At 60.0% G+C, this 14302-nt stretch carries 12 protein-coding genes; 8 read left to right on the top strand and 4 right to left on the bottom strand.

All coding sequences use genetic code 11. The annotated features are described in order from the left end of the window. The first annotated feature begins 66 nt into the window (after positions 1–66). Entirely contained in the window at positions 67–1035 is a 969-nt protein-coding gene (locus tag HDF16_RS17080) for a carbohydrate kinase family protein (RefSeq protein ID WP_184219034.1), read from the top strand. A gap of 172 nt (positions 1036–1207) precedes the next feature. On the opposite strand, the gene HDF16_RS17075 is transcribed toward HDF16_RS17080, so the two are convergent. After that, the gene (locus HDF16_RS17075; RefSeq protein WP_184219031.1) at positions 1208–2281 is read right to left on the bottom strand and encodes an amidohydrolase family protein; all 1074 of its coding nucleotides are present in this window, start codon (positions 2279–2281) and stop codon (positions 1208–1210) included. A 117-nt stretch (positions 2282–2398) separates the two neighbouring features. Between HDF16_RS17075 and HDF16_RS17070 the strand changes: the two genes are divergently transcribed. From HDF16_RS17070 to HDF16_RS17050, 5 genes are all read left to right on the top strand, one after another. After that, complete coding sequence (locus HDF16_RS17070; RefSeq protein ID WP_184219028.1) at positions 2399–4108, top strand: MFS transporter; 1710 nt, start codon at positions 2399–2401, stop codon at positions 4106–4108. A gap of 91 nt (positions 4109–4199) precedes the next feature. Continuing rightward, the gene (locus HDF16_RS17065; protein WP_246409188.1) at positions 4200–5531 is read left to right on the top strand and encodes a carbohydrate porin; all 1332 of its coding nucleotides are present in this window, start codon (positions 4200–4202) and stop codon (positions 5529–5531) included. A gap of 334 nt (positions 5532–5865) precedes the next feature. Then, positions 5866–6459 (top strand): sigma-70 family RNA polymerase sigma factor, encoded by a 594-nt coding sequence (locus HDF16_RS17060; protein ID WP_184219025.1) that lies wholly within the window; start codon positions 5866–5868, stop codon positions 6457–6459. Next, positions 6456–9230, top strand: coding sequence for a serine/threonine-protein kinase (locus tag HDF16_RS17055; protein ID WP_184219022.1), 2775 nt, complete (start codon positions 6456–6458; stop codon positions 9228–9230). The genes HDF16_RS17060 and HDF16_RS17055 overlap by 4 nt, the downstream gene beginning before the upstream one ends. A gap of 50 nt (positions 9231–9280) precedes the next feature. Beyond that, positions 9281–10096 carry a hypothetical protein gene (locus HDF16_RS17050; protein WP_184219019.1) on the top strand — a complete coding sequence of 272 codons (816 nt, stop codon included), beginning with the start codon at positions 9281–9283 and terminating at the stop codon, positions 10094–10096. A gap of 105 nt (positions 10097–10201) precedes the next feature. Here the strand turns inward: HDF16_RS17050 and HDF16_RS17045 are convergent, their stop codons facing one another. Continuing rightward, positions 10202–10648, bottom strand: a complete 447-nt coding sequence (locus HDF16_RS17045; RefSeq protein ID WP_184219016.1) for a hypothetical protein — start codon at positions 10646–10648, stop codon at positions 10202–10204. A gap of 214 nt (positions 10649–10862) precedes the next feature. On the opposite strand from HDF16_RS17045, the gene HDF16_RS30230 reads away from it, so the two are divergent. Together HDF16_RS30230 and HDF16_RS17040 are read left to right on the top strand one after the other, a co-directional pair. Further along, positions 10863–11366, top strand: a complete 504-nt coding sequence (locus HDF16_RS30230; RefSeq protein ID WP_221312822.1) for an amidohydrolase family protein — start codon at positions 10863–10865, stop codon at positions 11364–11366. Then, complete coding sequence (locus tag HDF16_RS17040) at positions 11300–12253, top strand: amidohydrolase family protein (protein ID WP_221312821.1); 954 nt, start codon at positions 11300–11302, stop codon at positions 12251–12253. Before HDF16_RS30230 ends, HDF16_RS17040 begins: the two co-directional genes overlap by 67 nt. Positions 12254–12259: 6 nt before the next feature. Here HDF16_RS17040 and HDF16_RS17035 read toward each other — a convergent pair whose 3' ends face one another. Both HDF16_RS17035 and HDF16_RS17030 read right to left on the bottom strand, forming a co-directional pair. Continuing rightward, positions 12260–13195, bottom strand: coding sequence for an ABC transporter permease (locus tag HDF16_RS17035; protein ID WP_184219013.1), 936 nt, complete (start codon positions 13193–13195; stop codon positions 12260–12262). Beyond that, on the bottom strand, positions 13192–14295 hold the full coding sequence (locus HDF16_RS17030; RefSeq protein WP_184219011.1) for an ABC transporter permease: 1104 nt from the start codon (positions 14293–14295) through the stop codon (positions 13192–13194). The genes HDF16_RS17035 and HDF16_RS17030 overlap by 4 nt, the downstream gene beginning before the upstream one ends. Positions 14296–14302 lie beyond the last annotated feature (7 nt).

Raw genomic sequence — 14302 nt, 5'->3', positions numbered from 1 at the left:
TCCAAAACGGTCAAATAGAAAAGTAAATGAAACAAAACACAAAAAATAGTAACATGAAATTCGATTATGAAAGCACAAACTAACGCTGTTGCCTCGTCCGATCGCCGTTTCGATGTGACCATCGCCGGAGAGATCAACCTCGACCTGATTCTCTACGGTCTGCCTCAGGAGATGCCGGTGGAGCGTGAGCTGCTCGCCTCGAACTTCCAGGTGACTCTCGGAAGCTCTTCGGCGATCGTCGCGCACAACCTGGCTGCGCTGGGGATGAAGGTGGGCTTCGTGACGCGCATTGGGCCGGATGATTTTGGCAGGCTTGCGCTGGAGCGACTGGCCGAGAGTGGCGTCGATCTGTCGCAGGTGCAGTCGGGCATCGGAACCTCAGGGACCGGGGTGACCATTCTGCTGCCGCATGATCGCGACCGGCATATGTTCACGTATCTCGGCACGATTGCGGAGCTTACGGCGGAGTCGCTGCCGCTCGATTACCTCGAAGACTCGCGGCACTTCCATCTTTCGTCGCTGTATCTGCAGCGAGGCTTGCAGCCGGGGCTGGTGGCGTTGCTAAGGCATTTGAAGGCTGCGGGGATGACGATCTCGCTCGATACCAATGACGATCCCGATGGCACATGGGGCGGCATCCTCAACGACATTCTGGAGTTTGTCGACGTGCTTCTGCCCAGCGAGGGCGAGTTGATGCGGATGACGGAGCGCTCCAGTTTAGAGGAAGCGCTTGAGGTGATGGGCAAGCGGGTTCCGTTGATCGTGGTGAAGTGCGGGGCTCGCGGGGCGCTGGTGTATCAGGATGGCTCGAGTGTTTCGGTACCAGGACTACAGGTCGTGCCGGTGGATACGATTGGCGCGGGCGACAGCTTCAATGCGGGGTTTATCAGCGCGTATCTTCGTGGCGCGTCGCCTGTTGAGGCGGCAAGGATGGGGAATGTGACAGGGGCGCTTTCGACGCAGGGTGCGGGTGGTACGGAGGCTTTTCGGGATGCGGTGGTGCGCGGAAGCTTTCTTGCTCAGCATGGGAGGTAGTGGCTTCATTCCCACCCATGGCCAGGTGCGAGCCATGGGTGGGGCACCCGACGTTTGTGGGTGAAAGGTCCGAGATGTTGTGGGGGTGCGACCGGGGATCCAGGTCCTTCGACTGCGCGCTCCGCGCTTCGCTCAGGATGACCGAATTTTTTCGTTGGGTTGAAGGGCTTGACTAGCGGAGACGGGGTAGGAGCTTCAGGGCGTTGTCGCGGTAGACCTTCTTGAGCACGTCGTCCGGGAGGAAGAGGCCGTAGATGTTCCAGCGGCCCTGGCGTGATGCGTGCGAGGGGTACTCGAAGTACTCGTCGTCGGTTTCGAGGAAGCGGTAGTAGAGGCGGTACATCTCGATGTCGGGCAGCAGGTCGGTGCCGAAGAGGATGCGGTCGGCGTACTTCAGGAAGATCTTGCGGGCGGTGTAGGGCTGGCGACCGAGCTCCGGCGTACGGGCGCTGAAGTCGATGAGGAGATTCGGCAGCGCATCGAGTTGTTCTTCCAAGTAGGCTAGGTCTTCGCCACTTTCGGCACAGTGCGCGCCGACGAAGGTTGTGGCGGGATGGCGCGCGATGACGCGATTGCGCTGTTCGAGAAGCTCGCGCTTGGTGACGGGCACGTCGCTGAAGCCCCAGTCGGGATGGGCTGCCAATTCTTCGTAGCGCTCGTTGAACTCGTCGATGGGCGAGAAGAAGGCGGAGGGGTCGGAGGTGTGGAACATGACCGGAAGATTCCACTTGCCGCAGGCTTCGAAGATCGGGGCGAAGCGTTCGTCGTCGATCTTCAGCAAGGTTCCACCGGTGTCGCGCAGGGTCAGGCCGAGGTCTTTCCAGAACTTAATGCCGACGACTCCGTGCTCGATTTGGCGCTGCAAGCGGTCGAGAGTGACCTGCACGAAGTCCGAGCGCTCGACGCCTCTCCAGTCCATCCAGCCGATGGTCGAAAATCGCTCGGGCGAGGCGGCGTGATACTTGTCCATCATCGCCAGAGCTTTTTCTCCTACCTGCATCGTAATGTTCACCAGATGCTCAATTCCGCACGCATCCATGATCGACAGAACGTCCTTCGGCTCCATGGAATCGAGGTGATTGTGATAGTCGATTACCGGGAACTTTGGCCGTTCCACGATGTGCGGCTTGCGCTGTAGAGTGGAACGAGGGTGGAAGTCGCTGAGGCGCAGGTCGACCTCGGCGGTGGCGCTCACCATGTCTACAAACTTGTCGGATTGTTCCGGTGAAGCGTCCTGTACAGCCATGCAGCCACCTCGAATCAATTGATATCTTTTGGTTACGTTTACTTTCGCCTTACACTATAGCCGCTCGGCGGTTCGCGTCAAAGCAGTCGCATTCCACATCAGTTTCTCAAGGATTCCATGACCGAAGGCAGCCCGCTCCGCTCCAGTCCCGCTTTCTACAGCAAGTTTCTGCTCTGTATCGCCGGATTGGGCGGCCTGCTTTATGGCATCGATGTGGGCATCAGCTCCGCCGCGCTGCTCTACCTGACCAAGACCGTAGACCTGACCGTGAGCCAGACCTCGATCATCGTCGCCGCCGTCTTTGGTGGAAGCACGGTCTCCTCGCTCATCGCGGGCTTCTTTGCGGATTGGGTCGGACGCCGGAAGATGGTCATCGTCAGCGGCTTTCTCTTCGCGGTAAGCGTGGCGATCATCGTTCTTTCGCATGGCTTCGTTCCGCTGCTGGTTGGCCGGCTGCTGCAGGGTCTTAGCGGAGGTGTCATCGCCGTCGTGGTGCCGCTGTATCTGGCGGAGTGCCTGAGCGCGGGATCGCGTGGCAAGGGCTCGGGAATCTTCCAGTTCATGCTGACCTTCGGCATCGTTGCGGCCTCGCTGACTGGCCTGTACTTCATCCACCAGGCAGAGGCGACCATCGCAGCAGCGGGCGGCAATGCCGCACTGATTCGCGCGGCGCAGGATCACGCCTGGAGGAGCATGTTCCTAGCGGTCATCTATCCAGGGCTGGCGTTTTTCATTGGAGCGTTCTTTCTGAGTGAGACGCCGCGCTGGCTCTTCAAGAAGGGCCGTCTGGAGGAAGCGAGTGCTGCGTTGCGCCGTGCGGTCTCCAGCGACGAGGCGGATCGCGAGATGCGCGAGATGCAGGAGCTTGCACTCGAGGACAAACAGCACACTGAGACAACATCGGGCTCTGGCTCACTGCTACAGCGTAAGTACGTCTATCCGTTTCTCCTCGCATGCGTCATCCTGACGCTGAACCAGACGACTGGCATCAACTCCGTCCTGGGCTATCTGCTCGTCATCCTGAAGCAGGCTGGCATGACCGCGACCCACGCGGCACAGGGCGACCTGACCGTGAAGGTACTGAACTGCCTGATGACGATCGTCGGGGTCACTCTGGTCGATCGCAAGGGCCGCAAGTTTCTCCTGAGTCTCGGGACCGGTGGCATCGTTGTAGCGGTGCTGGGTGTGGCTTTCTTCTTCTACGCGTTTGAGTCGCACCGCATCGACATCAGCCAGCAGGTGAATGCACGCATCCAGGGCAACACGTTGAGCCTGAGCGCCAGCGATGTGAAGAGCTGGTCGCCACAGGGCGGCTCAGGGCAAGACTCAGGCGCCATGGGCCTGAGCATCCTCTACTCCTACGGCAGCGGCGATAAGCTCGCCACGCTGGTCAGCACCGACTCGGCACCGCTCGCCGTCGCGCCCGAAGTCGAGGCCGCAACGAAGCCGCTCATCATCCGCCACGCTTTCCTCAGCCGCATCCCCGCCGAGCGGACGGGGTGGTTCGTTACCGCCTTCCTCGCGCTGTTCATCGCAAGCTACGCCGCTGGCCCGGGTGTGGTCGTATGGCTTGCCCTTTCGGAGCTGATGCCGACGCGTATCCGCTCCGCTGGAATGGGCATCGCACTGCTGTTGAATCAAGGCGCATCCACGCTGATCGCGGGCGTCTTCCTTCCAGCGGTCGCGAACTTCGGCTACTTCTCCATGTTCCTGTTCTGGGGGGGCTGCACCACGCTCTACTTCTGCACGGCTATCTTCTTCCTGCCGGAGACCAAGGGCAAGACGCTCGAAGAGATTGAACGGAACTTCGACCCGGCCCGCGCGTAGTTGCGGCTGGGTTGGCCAATTTTGAGCAGAAGTTGCAAGACGAGTCTTGGAACGTGTGGCAAGCTGAACTGTGCGCTACAAATCGACCATCTTGTCCCTCCAATGGCTTCGCCGAGCGGCCGTCTGCGCGATCCTTACGTCCGTGCTCTGCATGCAGACGCCGGCGTTCGGGCAGGTGGGATCGGGTTCTCCAGACGCTTCGGCGCATGTGCAGGTAAGGACCAAGGCCGGAGACATCACCGAACCGACTGCGAGTTCCGGCCAAGCCAAGTTCCCGGGGCAGGCGCTGGATCAGGATGCGGTGGTCTTATCAGCGGTGCCGGCTGACCCGCTGCTGCACAACGATCCCTTCAGCTTTCTGCTGGTTCCGTTTGACCGGAGCATGAATGAGCTTCGCAAGGAACGGAGGCTAAGTCTCGCGGCGACTTACACTGTCGTCGACCAATACGCCACCGAGACACCGGCCGGAGTACGTCATAACTGGGCGACGGGGCGCTACGATCTTGTGGGCGGATGGAAGGCCTATGACCATGGAGGCAACGCGGGATCGTTCAGCCTGCTGGTGCGTTCGGGAACAAACATCGGTGTCAGCGAAAAGTTCAATCTGAGCGACAGTCTCGGATCGGGCCTGGTGTTGAACTGCCTTCCGGGCGGTGGCCCGCAACGGCCTATCACGCTGAATGTTTTGTACTACCGGCAGGACTTCTACAAGAAGAAGCTGGCCTTCTATATCGGCAAGCTCCATCCCAACGAGTTCATCAGCCTCAGCCTCTACAACAATGATGAGCGCAGTCAATTCCTGAACGCTGAGAACGATGGCAACCTGACGATTCCTTCCGATGGAACCTACGCCGGGGGAGCGGCACTGGAGTACCAGGCCACGGAGCACATCTACGTGCATACGGTCACGGTCGACACCGAGGGCGGACAGGAGCGGAATCTCAAGACGCTGGCTGACAAGAAGTATCTGAATGCCGTCGAGTTCGGATGGAAGAAGGGCAGCCCCACCCAGCAGCAGCACATCTTTCGCCTCGCCCTTTGGCGGAACGACACTGCGGATCAAGGTAGTGGGGCCGGTGTCGGATTTGGCTCGGACTATGAACTCAAGAGTGGCTGGGTTCCGTTCGGAAGAGTTGGCATTGGGACCGATCGCGGATCTTCCATCAAGAGAGTCTTCGATGCCGGGATCGCCAACATCCGTCCATTCGGTCGGCGGGGAGATATGTTCGGCGCTTCATTCACGCTGAACGACCCCAGCCATGGTGCGCAGCATCACGAGAGTCTCTTCGAGACGTTCTACCGGTTGAGGCTGACGCAGAGCCTGGAATTAGGCCCCGATCTTGAAGTATCGATTCATCCGACGAACAGCAAGCCGGCCTATACGACTGCGTTGCTTGGATTCAGACTGCGACTGATTCTCTAAGCAGCGGGCTAATTTAGTTGCTAGTTCGTATCCGGACGAATTTGCGTTGCACGAAATTGCTGCGGCTCTCGCTTTCCAAGTAAGGGATATTTCTAGTTCGTGCATCCATCCACTGGAAAATCACCGGAAATCCCTGCCACGCATCGCGCGGACGGTAGGGAGAGGCGGATGAGCCATGTTATTCAGCCATCACGAATTGCTGCATGCCTCAAAGGAAATTGCTGAAGCCACAAATTCGGGCGGCAGTCCGCATCTACTGAAAAAACTAGAACGGACGGCTGATCAGGGTAAGATGCACGCTATACTCCCGACTAAATATGTTTGGGCGGCGCCTATGGCTAACCTGGAACCGGAGCTGGACGGCTCGGGTAACTCGATTACCGCTTTGCTGGTCCAGCTGAGCGAAGGCAACCACGCGGTGGAAGACCGCCTGATCCCGCAGGTCTATGCTGAGTTGCGCCGGGTTGCGGCCCACCATATGCGCTTTGAACGCGGCAACCATACGCTCCAGCCAACGGCACTTGTCCACGAGGCTTACGAGCGGCTGGTGCAGCCGCACTCCGAGATCGCATGGCAGAGCCGGGCCCACTTCTTTGCGACAGCTTCCCGGTTGATGCGGAACATCCTGGTGGACCACGCCCGCGCGAAGCACGCCGGTAAGCGCGGGGGGTTGCAGCATCAGGTCTCTCTCGACGAGGCCTTTCTTCCATCGAACGACCGGTTGATCGATGTGCTGGTGCTGGACGATGCGCTTGACCATCTGGCGACATTTGACGCTCGGCAGGCGCGGATCGTGGAGCTTCACTTCTTCGTCGGCCTCAACTTCGAAGAGATCGCTGTGGTGCTGGGCGTTTCCGTTCGGACAGTGAAGAGCGACTGGGGCATGTCCCGCGATTGGCTGAGAGGAGAGCTGACGAAGCGGCCATGATGACCCCTGAGCTATGGCAACGCCTGAAACCGCTTTACGGTGCCGCGCTTGACCTGCCAAGCAGCGCGAGGGAGAGGTTTGTCACCGATGCGTGCGGAGATGACGTTGAGTTGAGGCTGGAGCTGAAGACACTGCTCGAGGCACACGATCAGAAGACGACCACAAGAGATGGGCCGCTGGTCGATCTGCTTAACTTCAATCACGGGCCTGGACTCTTTCCTGGAGCTTCTGTGCTGAACCGGTACCGAGTTGTACGACGCCTTGGGTCGGGCGGCATGGGCGAGGTCTACGAGGTGGAGGACCGCTTTCTGCAGGGCGTGCATGTCGCCATGAAGACGATCCTGCCGCATAAGTCTGATGATCCTGATCTCCAGAGACGCTTTGAGCGGGAGGTACTGCTGGCGCGCGAGGTAACGCACCCGAACCTGTGCCCGATGTACGACATCGCCCATTGCGATGACCCGCCGCCCGGCTTCCTGTTCCTGACGATGAAACTCTTGCCAGGAACTACGCTCAGCGAGCGATTGAAGCATGGCGAGCCGATCTCACCAGAAGATCGGTTGGCGATTCTCAGCAAGATCGCGCTGGGGCTGGCGGCGATTCATCACGCGAACATCGTTCACAGGGACATCAAGCCGGGAAACATCATGCTCGACGGCACTGGTCCGGAGCTGCGGCTTTGGATCACAGACTTTGGGCTCGCCCGGGCTTACGAGATAGAGACGACGGCGGTGGAGAAGAGCATGCTGGCGGGGACGCGCGGCTACATAGCACCGGAACTCTTTCTGGGCCAGACTCCATCGCAGGCGAGTGACCTTTTTGCCTTCGGCGTGGTGCTGCACGAGCTCTTCGTTGGCGAGAAGCCTGCGGCCTCGCCTGACGGTACCTCTTACACGTTGAGTTCACGGCTGGCCTCTCCCGATGTTCCTGACTTTTGCGTCACGCTCATCACAGAGTGTCTTAGCCAGGACCCGAAGCGACGATGCGTGGCCTTTGAGGAGGCGCTCAAAGAGATCGAGCCAAGCGGGTCTCGTCGCTCGCAGCTGGTTGAGGTGAAGAAGTTCTGGACGCGGCGGCGCTTTGCAGGCGCGGCTGTAGCTGGCATATGCGTTACTGGCGGGGGCGCGTGGTGGCGATGGGATGATCTCGAGTACATCTTCGAACCTCTTCCAGACCATCGCTCGGTTGCGTTGCTGGCGTGGCCTGATGGCCAGCTCTCGGCGGTAGTATCGACCGTGCTCGAGTCGATCGGGCAGCGCCTGGCCCGCGCCGAGGCTTACGTGAAGGACCTGCTGATCGTTACTCTCAGAGACCTGCCGAGGGGTGAAAAAATGCCATCTGCTCCTGCGGAGTCCGTCAGCGCGCTGGGAGCGAACCTGGTGCTGGCGGCGTCGCTCGCAAGCGTCGATTCAATGCACACATTGACGCTGCAGGTGCTCGACGCGTCGAGCCAGCGCTTGCTGCGGAAGGCGCATGTTTCGCTGCCTGCAGCACAGTTGAGTCAGATGTCCGAAAAGGCGACGCGAACCGCGGCCCGGCTGCTCGGAGTGCCTGAAAACGAAATTGAGGTTAAGGACAAGGAGGAGTTGAAGCGGGTCTCGCCCGAAGTGTACCGCATCTTCAGTGAAGCGGAAGAGCTGGCCGCCCGACCGAATGACACCGGACTTGAAGCCGCCCTGTTGAAGTATCAACAAGCCGTGGATCTGGATAAAAGTTTCGCTCTCGGCTATGCCAGGCTGGCGATGGCTTACATCACGGGATACCGGGATGGCGATCCTGCAAAGCTGACGCTTGCACAGGACAACGCCACGCTTGCCTACAAGTGGAACCCCGACTCCGCCAAAGGTCTTCTGAGCCAGGCGATGGTCTATGTCTACTCAGGCAAGACCGAACAGGCACTGGTCTATTTTGCGAGGTCTCTGAAAGCCGACCCAGGCAACCCCGAAACCCTGATCTACAAGGCGGAGGCTCTGCGGGAGACACAGCACTTGTCCGAGGCGGAACAGGTTTACCGGGACATCAGCCGTGAGCGTCCGAACTACTGGCTGGCGCACAACGAACTCGGCTGGACACTTTCTCAGCAGGCGCAGTACCTGAAGGCCGCGGACGAGTTTGCTGTCGCTGCGGCAGCCGCGCCGAAGGTTGCCATGCCGCTTGCCAATCTTGGGATCATGTACCTCGCAATGGGTAAGCGCCAGGAGGCAATTACGGCCTCCCAAAACAGCCTGGTACGCGCTCCCAACAAGGACGCCTACATGACGCTGGGGGACATCGCCTTTACCGACGGAAAGTATAAGTCTTCGCTCGAAAATTATCAGAAGGCTGCCGCTCTTCGACCAGCCGCCCACATGATCTGGAGAAACATCGGCGATTGCTACTCCGTGATGGGCAACGCTGCCCTGGTGAAGGAGAACTACGCCAAGGCCACGCGGTTGCTCGCGGCCAACCTGGCTGCGAATCCGCGCGATGCTTCGGACTGGGCCATTCTTGCCTTCTATCACGCGAAGATCGGCGACTCCTCAAACGCTCAGACCGACCTTAAGAATGCCGAGGACAGGGGAGCGACCGATGTTGAATCGCAGTTCATGATCTCCCAGGCGCTGGCCCTGCTGGGCAAGAAAGAGGAGGCGTTGAAGATGCTCCTATCCTGCATGGACCGGGGACTTTCGCCAGTCGAGGCCGGACTTGCGCTCGATTTGAAAGAGATTGAAAAGGATCCGCGGTATCTCTCCCGCGTCTCCAGGCTCCGGGCCCCGAAGAGTTCCACCTAACCCTCAAGTCTCGATCCATCCATTGCGGCAACCCGAAAGGACTCTCCTCCATGTCTCGAATATCCGTGTATCGCACATCCGGACTTTGCTTTCTAGTCTTCCTGATTGGCGTCGTAGTCGGCGGCGCCCTGATCGCATCGATTCACCAACCCAACCACATTCATCTGTCGGTGCTGCCTTATGAAGGCGTCAATGTCAGCCCCGAACCGGGAGACGTGATTGACTGGTCTTCCTATGGGCAGGACAACCCGCCGACTATCACGTTCAGCCCATTTACAAGCTCGCCCTGCAGGGATAAAACCCCCGGCAGCACATGTATCTACGCCGGAACCCGCGACAACATCTACACCTACAGCTGCAGCGGTTCCGCGATCTGTGACCCCGGCATGGGACCGTCATCTGGAACAAAGGGCGGAGGTGGAAGTGGCAACAAGTTAGCCTATGTTTCCGGATTGCAGCTTCTCGCCACAGCACTTTACAAGGTCGATCTCCCCGTCGACAGGGTGCTCGGCCTGGTTGCGGAGCCTGCAAAGCCCTACGTCCCGTTTGGACCACCCTCGCCACAACCCTTCGCAGGTGACGGGAGCGCCGATGCGGAGGTCAATTGCGACAGCTCCTCCAATAAGATACAGATCGACAACCCAAGCATTACGAAGCAGGTCGGGCGGTCGATCTACTGGCTTGGCAATCCTTCAGTCTCGATCGCTGTGGATCCATCGATCTGTAAGGGTGACATGTCATCGGCTCGTGCTATCCAATCGTGCCAGGTAATCAAAGCGGCCCCGGCTACTGCGTACACCATCACCGATGCCGCTTGCACCGCTCAACCTACCCTGAGCACCCCAACCATCACAACCACCCCGTAGCGATAGAAAAAGGACGTGGCGAGGGAGTTTCCCACTCGTCACGTCCTTTGCTGAATCAGAGACCGACTGCCTTGGAGAGCAGCGTTACCAGTGAGAGCTGCCTTGCTAGCGTGTCGGCTCAAGCAGAGCTACCTCCACCTTCGTCGGTTCGGCGTTTCCTGCGGCGACCTCGAGCTTCCTCATTGCCTTCTTCTGGTCGAAGGTGAGGTGGCTGGCCTTTCCCGGCAGCCAGACCTGGGTGAGGAAGTATCGCTGTCCATATTTGCGGAAGACGATCTTGCCCTTGCTTGCCGGCTGCAGGTCAGACGTAGTTTGGGTAATGGCCATCACGCCCACCGATCGGCCCCTGATCAGGGTGATGGCCGAGGACTCCCTGCTGACGACGTACTTGCCCGCAGGGAGATGCTGCGATCCGTACTCGAACGCGAACGGCGCAACGAACTGGACCCGATCTGCCTGGTACTGCGCTTTGGTTGTGGTGGACGACAGGCCGATCGCAAGAGCGGCCGCGACATAGATTGCACGAGACTTGAAAGATGAAAGTGCGTTCATGATGGTTCCCCTTTGAGAGGGCGTCTCAAGGACCGCCTTCACTTATCAAGGCGGTTCTATCCATCAAAACGTGCAACTTGTTCGCAAATTTATTTCGCACTGTTCAGGTTTCACCGTTCAAGGAAGGGCCGAGGCAACTGGGTTGGCAGCAGACATCCAGCCTTGATGTACAACTGAGACGTATCCCACCTCGCAAAGCGGAGACTGAGAACGTATGAGCTACATTCTGGCCGATGGCTGGTTAATCACGATGAACGCAAAGCGCGATGTGATGGAGAGCGCGAGCGTCTGCGTAGTGGGAGACCGCATCGCGGCGATCGGTACGCGAACCCAGATGGCCGAGCGCTATCCCGAGGCAGAGGTAATCGACTGTTCTGGCAAGATCGTGATGCCGGGGATGGTGAACACGCACACGCATCTGTTCCAGACACTGCTGAAAGGTCTGGGCGACGACATGGTGCTGAAGAAGTGGTTCACCTGCATGACCGGGCCGAGCGCGATCCATCTGACCGCTGACGATGCACGCGCGGCGGCGATGCACGGGTGTGTGGAGTCAATACGGGGCGGAGTGACTACGGTACTGGACTTCATGTACGCACACCCTCGGCCGGGCATGTCGCCGCAGTGGTCGGTGCGTTTGAGGAGACAGGTATGCGCGGGTTTGTGTGCCGGGGCTTCGCTTCGATGGGCGAAGAGTACGGCACGCCGCGTGAGTTGATCGAGACTCCGGAGAAGGCGCTTGGCGATGCACGCGAACAGATACGGCGCTTCAACAAGCCGGGAGGACGCGTGCAGATTGGGGTAGCTTGCAACATGATCTGGACGGTTGATGAGGGGGGTTACCGACAGACGCGCAAGCTTGCGGATGAAGAGAAGGTGCTGGTCACGACGCACATTGGCGAGACCACGTTCGAGCTCGAGACGGCGGCGGCTAAGTATGGAAAGACCGACACGGAAGTTCTTGCAGATATCGGATTTCTCGGGCCGGACGTGGTGGCTGCGCATTGCGTGCATTGCACGACGGATGACATCCGGCTGCTGCTGAAGCATGATGTCAAGGTGTCGAACAATCCCTGCAGCAACCAGTATCTTGCTTCGGGATGCGCGCCGATCCCGGAGATGCTGAAGGCCGGTCTGACCGTGGGACTGGCAAGCGATGGGCCCGCGAGCAGCAACAACCACAGCATGATCCAGGCGATGAAGTTTGCCGCGCTGCAGCAGAAGGGCGTGCACCAGGACGCGGAGATCATTACGGCGGAGACGGTGCTGGAGATGGCAACGATTGGGGGAGCGCGCGCCGTCGGCCTGGAAGGTGAGATCGGTTCGATCGAAGTGGGGAAGAAAGCTGACATCGCCGTGGTCGACTACGATAACGCGTGGATGACGCCGATCCATCATCCCGTATCGGCGCTGGTGTATTCGGCGCTTGGGCATGAGGTGGTGACGGTGTTGATCGACGGCAACGTGGTGATGCGCGACGGCGTGGTGAAGAGCGTCGACGAACGTGCGGTGCGGCGGAGCGCGCAGCTTCATGCTGACGCCTTGACGGCGCGTGCCGGGACGGATTCGTTCAAGCGGAGACCGTGGCGTTCGGCGACCATGTAGCTCGGTTCACGCCTCTTTTGCGTAAGGCACGGCGAGAGCGGCGGGTCTTACGTCGCGGCCACCGAAGATGCCGGAGATGGCCAGGATTGTGACCACGTACGGGATGGACAGAAGCAGCTCTTCGGGCAGGTGGGTGCCGAGGAGTTGCAGCGAGAGTTGGAGTGCGTCGCAGGTGCCGAAGACCATCGCGGCAAGCGCGGCCTTCCAGGGGCTCCAACGGCCGAAGATGACGATGCCGAGCGCGATGAAGCCCTGGCCCGCGACGATGGAGTCGCGGAAGAGGCCGATCTGTGCGAGCACCAGGTAGCCTCCGGCGAGACCGGCTGCCGCGCCTGAGATCAGCGTTCCGAGATAGCGCATGCGCGGGACGGAGATGCCTGCGGCATCGGCTGCGCGGGGGTTCTCACCTGCAGCGCGAAGTCCAAGACCAAAGCGTGTGTGGAAGAGTGCGAAGTGGGCGACGACTACGAGGACGAGGGTCAGGTAGAGCGGAAGTGTCTGGCTGAAGAGCGTTGGTCCGACGATCGGCAAATCGCTGACCCAGGGAATGTGAACTGCCTGGAACATCGCGATGGGCCCAGGCGATGCGTGTGCAAGCGTGCGGCGATAGACCGTCGCCGCGATGCCCAGAGCGAGCACGTTGAAGACGAGACCGACGACGACCTGTGAGGCTCGAACGGTGACATACATCCATGCGAGAAAGAGAGCCGCAGCAAAGCCGGTCAGCATCGCAGCGAAGAGAGGGAGCCACAGGCTGCCGGTGTGGATCGACGTCAAGTAGCTGGCGAGAGCGCCGAGCAGGAGGATGCCCTCGATGCCGAGGTTGAGGATGCCGGAGCGTTCCGCGAAGGTCTCGCCCAGAGCGGCCAGAAGAACAGGGCCACCGAGACGTATGCCAGCGGTGAGCCACGTGACGAGGAATGCCTGACTGAAGACACTCATGCCTGCATTGCCTCCTTCTTCGAGCGCAGGGCCGCGAAGTTGAAGCGGTAGTAACGGAGCATCGAGCTTGCGAGGACGAAGAGGACGATCAGCGATTGCAGGATGAACGTGATCGAACTGGGGATGCCGGCGCGGCGCTGCATGGCATCGGCCCCGACGGTCATTCCGCCGTAGATGAGCGCTGTTGGCAATACCGCAATCGGGTTCATCTCCGCAAGCAGAGCGACGATGACGCCGGTGAAGCCGACGCCTCCGCTGATGCCATCCATGAGGCGATGCTGCACGCCGAGGATTTCGGTGAGACCGGCGAGAGCTCCCAGACCGCCAGAGAGTGCAGCGGCAAGCAGTGTTCGGCGAGCAACGTCGATGCCGGCGTATCGCGCGGCAGCAGGGTTGAGGCCGCTTACGATGAGTTCGAAACCAAGCGGAAGCTTGCGCAGCAGCATCCACACAAGGAACGCGGCGGCGAGTGCGATGAGGACGCCCGCGTGCCCACGCGTGCCGGGGATGATGAAGGCGAGCCACGTTGCGTGGGGAAGTTGATCGGTCTCGGGCAATGAGCCGGGGGCGCGCATCGGACCTGCGACGAGGTACTTCACGATGAGGATCGCAACGTAGTTCGACATCAGCGAGATGAGGACTTCATTGCCGCCGAAGCGCGCGCGAAGGATACCGGTCAGGCCCGACCAAAGCGCCCCCACAGTAAAGCTGATCAAGACCGCTGCTGGGAAGAAGAGGAGGGGTGAAAGCGACGCGGCCCATTGTCCCGGGGCGGTTGCGAGGGCAAGCCATGCGGAGGCCGCCGCTCCGAGTGTGAAGCAACCTTCAAAGCCAAGGTAGGTGAATCCGGAGCGGCAGGCGACGATGGTGCCGAGAGCGATCAGTGTAAGAGGAGTAGCCTTGACGACCGCGTAGCCGAAGCCGCGGAGTGTGCCGAATGGCTCGTGGAAGAGCGCGTAATAAGCGGAGAGAGGATTCGCGCCGAAGTCGAGAAAGAGCAATGACGCGATGGCCATGGCCGCAAGGATCGCAGCGAGCATCGTCGTTGCAATAGCGGCGGGCGAGTTGTTTGGAGTGAGACGGCGTACTAGCAATCTCATGGTGGGA

This window comes from Granulicella aggregans, assembly GCF_014203275.1.
GTDB lineage: Bacteria > Acidobacteriota > Terriglobia > Terriglobales > Acidobacteriaceae > Edaphobacter.
The sequence above is the reverse complement of the archived record's forward strand: the minus strand, read 5'-3'. Positions and strand labels throughout refer to the sequence as shown.

Coding starts and splice junctions, on each gene's coding strand:
- HDF16_RS30230 (WP_221312822.1), top strand. CDS start 10,863: ATGAGCTACATTCTGGCCGATGGCTGGTTAATCACGATGAACGCAAAG.
- HDF16_RS17080 (WP_184219034.1), top strand. CDS start 67: ATGAAAGCACAAACTAACGCTGTTGCCTCGTCCGATCGCCGTTTCGAT.
- HDF16_RS17030 (WP_184219011.1), bottom strand. CDS start 14,295: ATGAGATTGCTAGTACGCCGTCTCACTCCAAACAACTCGCCCGCCGCT.
- HDF16_RS17035 (WP_184219013.1), bottom strand. CDS start 13,195: ATGAGTGTCTTCAGTCAGGCATTCCTCGTCACGTGGCTCACCGCTGGC.
- HDF16_RS17050 (WP_184219019.1), top strand. CDS start 9,281: ATGTCTCGAATATCCGTGTATCGCACATCCGGACTTTGCTTTCTAGTC.
- HDF16_RS17075 (WP_184219031.1), bottom strand. CDS start 2,281: ATGGCTGTACAGGACGCTTCACCGGAACAATCCGACAAGTTTGTAGAC.
- HDF16_RS17040 (WP_221312821.1), top strand. CDS start 11,300: ATGCGCGGGTTTGTGTGCCGGGGCTTCGCTTCGATGGGCGAAGAGTAC.
- HDF16_RS17045 (WP_184219016.1), bottom strand. CDS start 10,648: ATGAACGCACTTTCATCTTTCAAGTCTCGTGCAATCTATGTCGCGGCC.
- HDF16_RS17060 (WP_184219025.1), top strand. CDS start 5,866: ATGGCTAACCTGGAACCGGAGCTGGACGGCTCGGGTAACTCGATTACC.
- HDF16_RS17070 (WP_184219028.1), top strand. CDS start 2,399: ATGACCGAAGGCAGCCCGCTCCGCTCCAGTCCCGCTTTCTACAGCAAG.
- HDF16_RS17055 (WP_184219022.1), top strand. CDS start 6,456: ATGATGACCCCTGAGCTATGGCAACGCCTGAAACCGCTTTACGGTGCC.